The organism is Psychrobacter nivimaris, from assembly GCF_043419765.1.
Lineage (GTDB): Bacteria > Pseudomonadota > Gammaproteobacteria > Pseudomonadales > Moraxellaceae > Psychrobacter.
The window spans coordinates 1-5,702 of sequence record NZ_JBHOFX010000008.1; the positions used below are offsets into that span (position 1 = coordinate 1).

Below are 5,702 nucleotides of genomic sequence, written 5' to 3' on the forward strand. Positions count from 1 at the left end.
AGAATAGAGAGCTGACGATGACCTACTCTCACATGGGCGAACCACACTACCATTGGCGCTACGATGTTTCACTTCTGAGTTCGGGAAGGGATCAGGTGGGGCCATCGCGCTATTGTCGTCAGCAAAGGGGGTTAGATATGAGTCTGTTGTTTTTATTGTTTGACTATAAATATTTAGTTTATGGTCGATCAACTTGTAACCTAACTGAATCAAGGTTAAAGGTGATATCGAAATATACTTTCTTCGTTATGACCACTACAGTCATACAAGATAGATTAATTAGACTTGTATACAAACCACTTGGGTGTTGTATGGTCAAGCCAAACGAGCAATTAGTACAGGTTAGCTACACGCATCGCTGCGCTTCCACACCCTGCCTATCAACGTCCTAGTCTTGAACGGCTCTTTAGGGAAATCTAATCTTGAGGTGGGCTTCCCGCTTAGATGCTTTCAGCGGTTATCCCATCCGAACGTAGCTACCGGGCAATGCCACTGGCGTGACAACCCGAACACCAGAGGTTCGTCCACTCTGGTCCTCTCGTACTAGGAGCAGATCCTCTCAAATTTCCAACGCCCACGGTAGATAGGGACCGAACTGTCTCACGACGTTCTAAACCCAGCTCGCGTACCTCTTTAAATGGCGAACAGCCATACCCTTAGGACCTGCTTCAGCCCTAGGATGAGATGAGCCGACATCGAGGTGCCAAACACCGCCGTCGATATGAACTCTTGGGCGGTATCAGCCTGTTATCCCCAGAGTACCTTTTATCCGTTGAGCGATGGCCCTTCCATACAGAACCACCGGATCACTAAGACCTACTTTCGTACCTGCTCGACTTGTGGGTCTCGCAGTTAAGCGCGCTTTTGCCTTTATACTCTACGACCGATTTCCGACCGGTCTGAGCGCACCTTCGTACTCCTCCGTTACTCTTTAGGAGGAGACCGCCCCAGTCAAACTACCCACCATACATTGTCCTCGGTATTGTTATACCTGAGTTAGAACCCCAACATGACCAGGGTGGTATTTCAAGATTGGCTCCACCGAGACTAGCGTCTCGGCTTCAAAGCCTCCCACCTATCCTGCACAAGTCAGGTCAAAGTTCAATGTAAAGCTGTAGTAAAGGTTCACGGGGTCTTTCCGTCTAGCCGCGGGTACACAGCATCTTCACTGCGATTTCGATTTCACTGAGTCTCTGCTGGAGACAGCGCTGCCATCATTATGTCATTCGTGCAGGTCGGAACTTACCCGACAAGGAATTTCGCTACCTTAGGACCGTTATAGTTACGGCCGCCGTTTACTGGGGCTTCGATCAAGAGCTTCGCTTACGCTAACCCCATCAATTAACCTTCCAGCACCGGGCAGACATCACACCCTATACGTCCACTTTCGTGTTTGCAGAGTGCTGTGTTTTTAATAAACAGTTGCAGCAGCCTGGTATCTGCGACTGCCAACAGCTCAAGGAGCAAGTCCTATCACCATCAACAGCGTACCTTCTCCCGAAGTTACGGTACCATTTTGCCTAGTTCCTTCAGCAGAGTTCTCTCAAGCGCCTTGGTATTCTCTACCTGATCACCTGTGTCGGTTTAGGGTACGATTCGTTTATAACTATTGCTTAGAAGCTTTTCCTGGAAGCATGGTATTTGCCACTTCGCTGTACAAGTACAGCTTGCTATCAGATCTCGGTATAGAATAGCCCGGATTTACCTAAGCTATAAACCTACATCCTTTCACCTGGACAACCAACGCCAGGCTGACATAACCTTCTCCGTCCCTCCATCGCATTATAAACAAGTATCGGAATATTAACCGATTTCCCATCGACTACGCCTTTCGGCCTCGCCTTAGGGGTCGACTCACCCAGCCCCGATTAACGTTGGACTGGAACCCTTGATCTTCCGGCGTGCGAGCTTTTCACTCGCATTATCGTTACTCACGTCAGCATTCGCTCTTGTGATACCTCCAGCATGCTTTACAACACACCTTCACAGGCTTACACAACGCTCCCCTACCACTTGAAAACAAATTCAAATCCGCAGCTTCGGCTCCTAGTTTGAGCCCCGTTACATCTTCCGCGCGGGCCGACTCGACTAGTGAGCTATTACGCTTTCTTTAAAGGATGGCTGCTTCTAAGCCAACCTCCTAGCTGTCTATGCCTTCCCACCTCGTTTCCCACTTAACTAGGAATTTGGGGCCTTAGCTGGCGGTCTGGGTTGTTTCCCTCTCCACGATGGACGTTAGCACCCACCGTGTGTCTCCCGGATATCACTCATCGGTATTCGGAGTTTGCATCGGTTTGGTAAGTCGGTATGACCCCCTAGCCGAAACAGTGCTCTACCCCCAATGGTGTTCGTCCGAGGCGCTACCTAAATAGCTTTCGGGGAGAACCAGCTATCACCGAGTTTGATTAGCCTTTCACCCCTATCCACAAGTCATCCCCTGGCTTTTCAACGACAGTGGGTTCGGTCCTCCGGTGCCTGTTACGGCACTTTCAACCTGCTCATGGATAGATCACTCGGTTTCGGGTCTATACCCTGCAACTAAACGCCCTATTAAGACTCGGTTTCCCTACGGCTCCCCTAAACGGTTAACCTTGCTACAGAATATAAGTCGCTGACCCATTATACAAAAGGTACGCGGTCACCCAACAAGTGGGCTCCCACTGCTTGTACGCACACGGTTTCAGGTTCTATTTCACTCCCCTCACAGGGGTTCTTTTCGCCTTTCCCTCACGGTACTGGTTCACTATCGGTCAGTCAGGAGTATTTAGCCTTGGAGGATGGTCCCCCCATCTTCAAACAGGATTTCTCGTGCCCCGCTCTACTTAATATGTTAACTCTAATGTTTCGAATACAGGACTATCACCTACTACGGTCAGCTTTCCCACGCTGTTCTTCTACATTAGAATTAATCGGCTTCTCCCCGTTCGCTCGCCGCTACTAGGGGAATCTCAATTGATGTCTATTCCTAAGGGTACTGAGATGTTTCACTTCCCCTCGTTCGCTTCCTAATAAATTAGGATACCTACCTTATGGTAAGTGGGTTTCCCCATTCAGAAATCTCCGGATCACAGGATATTGCCGCCTCCCCGAAGCTTATCGCAGGCTGTCACGTCTTTCATCGCCTCTGACTGCCAAGGCATCCACCATGTGCGCTTCATTACTTGACCATACAACCCCAAGTAGTCTTTCGACTTCTAAGTGTCATACAATCTAATTATGATAACGATATCACCTATGTTTATACGCTTGATTCAGTTCTCTTTACTTTTTTAATAACTCACCCCTGGGATAACAACTGATGTCGTTAAGAGGTGAGTTATTAAGGTTAAGAAGTGCGCGTGAACACGCTCTTCCTAACCCAGACTCATATCTATGTTTTTAAATAGTCTCTATGCTCTCGTCGAGTCACAGATTCTGTATAAAACAGAAAGAAGTAATCTTGTGCAAATCACTTGTTTCTATTTAATACCTATTTATTTATTAGCATCTAAAGCTTACTTAACCGTCTTAGTAGTGGTGGAGCCAAACGGAGTCGAACCGTTGACCTCCTGCGTGCAAGGCAGGCGCTCTACCAACTGAGCTATGGCCCCATTGTAAAATGGTGGGTCTAGGTGGACTTGAACCACCGACCCCCGCGTTATCAACACGGTGCTCTAACCAGCTGAGCTACAGACCCTAATACGTTTGTTAAAAACGTAAGCTTAAACTAAAGAACAACTTGTTGTGAATTCTTGCTGACCGAATGCGTCTATAAGGAGGTGATCCAGCCGCAGGTTCCCCTACGGCTACCTTGTTACGACTTCACCCCAGTCATCAACCACACCGTGGTGAACGCCTCCCCGAAGGTTAAGCTATCCACTTCTGGTGCAATCAACTCCCATGGTGTGACGGGCGGTGTGTACAAGGCCCGGGAACGTATTCACCGCGGCATTCTGATCCGCGATTACTAGCGATTCCTACTTCATGGAGTCGAGTTGCAGACTCCAATCTGGACTACGATAGGCTTTTTGAGATTCGCATCACATCGCTGTGTAGCTGCCCTCTGTACCTACCATTGTAGCACGTGTGTAGCCCTGGTCGTAAGGGCCATGATGACTTGACGTCGTCCCCGCCTTCCTCCAGTTTGTCACTGGCAGTATCCTTAGAGTTCCCGGCTTAACCCGCTGGTAACTAAGGACAAGGGTTGCGCTCGTTGCGGGACTTAACCCAACATCTCACGACACGAGCTGACGACAGCCATGCAGCACCTGTATTCTAATTCCCGAAGGCACTCCCGCATCTCTGCAGGATTCTAGATATGTCAAGACCAGGTAAGGTTCTTCGCGTTGCATCGAATTAAACCACATGCTCCACCGCTTGTGCGGGCCCCCGTCAATTCATTTGAGTTTTAACCTTGCGGCCGTACTCCCCAGGCGGTCTACTTATTGCGTTAGCTGCGTCACTAAGTCCTCAAGGGACCCAACGACTAGTAGACATCGTTTACGGCGTGGACTACCAGGGTATCTAATCCTGTTTGCTACCCACGCTTTCGAGCCTCAGTGTCAGTATGATGCCAGGAAGCTGCCTTCGCCATCGGTATTCCTTCAGATCTCTACGCATTTCACCGCTACACCTGAAATTCTACTTCCCTCTCACCTACTCTAGCCTAACAGTTTCAGATGCAGTTCCCAGGTTAAGCCCGGGGATTTCACATCTGACTTATCAAGCCACCTACGCTCGCTTTACGCCCAGTAATTCCGATTAACGCTTGCACCCTCTGTATTACCGCGGCTGCTGGCACAGAGTTAGCCGGTGCTTATTCTGCAGCTAATGTCATCGTCTCCGGGTATTAACCGAAGAGTCTTCTTCACTGCTTAAAGTGCTTTACAACCAAAAGGCCTTCTTCACACACGCGGCATGGCTGGATCAGGGTTTCCCCCATTGTCCAATATTCCCCACTGCTGCCTCCCGTAGGAGTCCGGGCCGTGTCTCAGTCCCGGTGTGGCTGATCATCCTCTCAGACCAGCTACAGATCGTCGCCATGGTAGGCCTTTACCCCACCATCTAGCTAATCCGACTTAGGCTCATCTAATAGCGAGAGCAGTAAACTGCCCCCTTTCTCCCGTAGGTCGTATGCGGTATTAATACGAGTTTCCCCGTGCTATCCCCCACTACTAGGTAGATTCCTAAGTATTACTCACCCGTCCGCCGCTCGACGCCTGGTAGCAAGCTACCATCGTTTCCGCTCGACTTGCATGTGTTAAGCCTGCCGCCAGCGTTCAATCTGAGCCATGATCAAACTCTTCAGTTTAATCTTGCTATGAAGCTCTTTAAAGAAGCTTCTAAACTTGGCTCATTTAATCTGGCAAAATCGCTAAAAATTATGTTCGTAATGAATTAACTTTGAGTTTTTCTGCTGTCTTAAATGATAATTTTTATAGTTAATAATCTTTTCGAAAAGAAAAGATAGTCAACTTTATTTTTTAGCATTCTGAATCAGCAAAAATCCACACAAGTTGTTCTTTAGTTATGCTTTTAAATAATGTCTGACACTGTCGTCCAGTGCTAGTATTTCAAACTAAATAAGTCTGCCAATGTGGCTTATCCTATTTAGCGAGCTGACCATCATATCATGTTTTAATAGTCTGTCAACTTCTTTTTTTAATTTGTTTCAACAAGTTAACTGGGTTATTAATGTGTAATCTACACACTAGCTACTTCCA

At 48.1% G+C, this 5,702-nt stretch carries 2 tRNA genes and 3 rRNA genes; all 5 read right to left on the bottom strand.

Annotated elements, in window-relative coordinates:
- Window positions 1-9 precede the first annotated feature (9 nt).
- Window positions 10-123, bottom strand: a 5S ribosomal RNA gene (gene rrf / locus ACHEVO_RS13370).
- 188 nt (window positions 124-311) lie between these two features.
- Window positions 312-3,167 (bottom strand): 23S ribosomal RNA (locus tag ACHEVO_RS13375).
- A gap of 347 nt (window positions 3,168-3,514) precedes the next feature.
- Window positions 3,515-3,590 (bottom strand) — tRNA-Ala (locus tag ACHEVO_RS13380).
- A 9-nt stretch (window positions 3,591-3,599) separates the two neighbouring features.
- Window positions 3,600-3,676: transfer RNA gene (locus ACHEVO_RS13385), tRNA-Ile, on the bottom strand.
- Between the two features lie 75 nt (window positions 3,677-3,751).
- Window positions 3,752-5,290, bottom strand: a 16S ribosomal RNA gene (locus ACHEVO_RS13390).
- The 16S, 23S and 5S rRNA genes sit together here with 2 tRNA genes alongside, the layout of an rRNA operon.
- Between the last annotated feature and the right edge of the window lie 412 nt (window positions 5,291-5,702).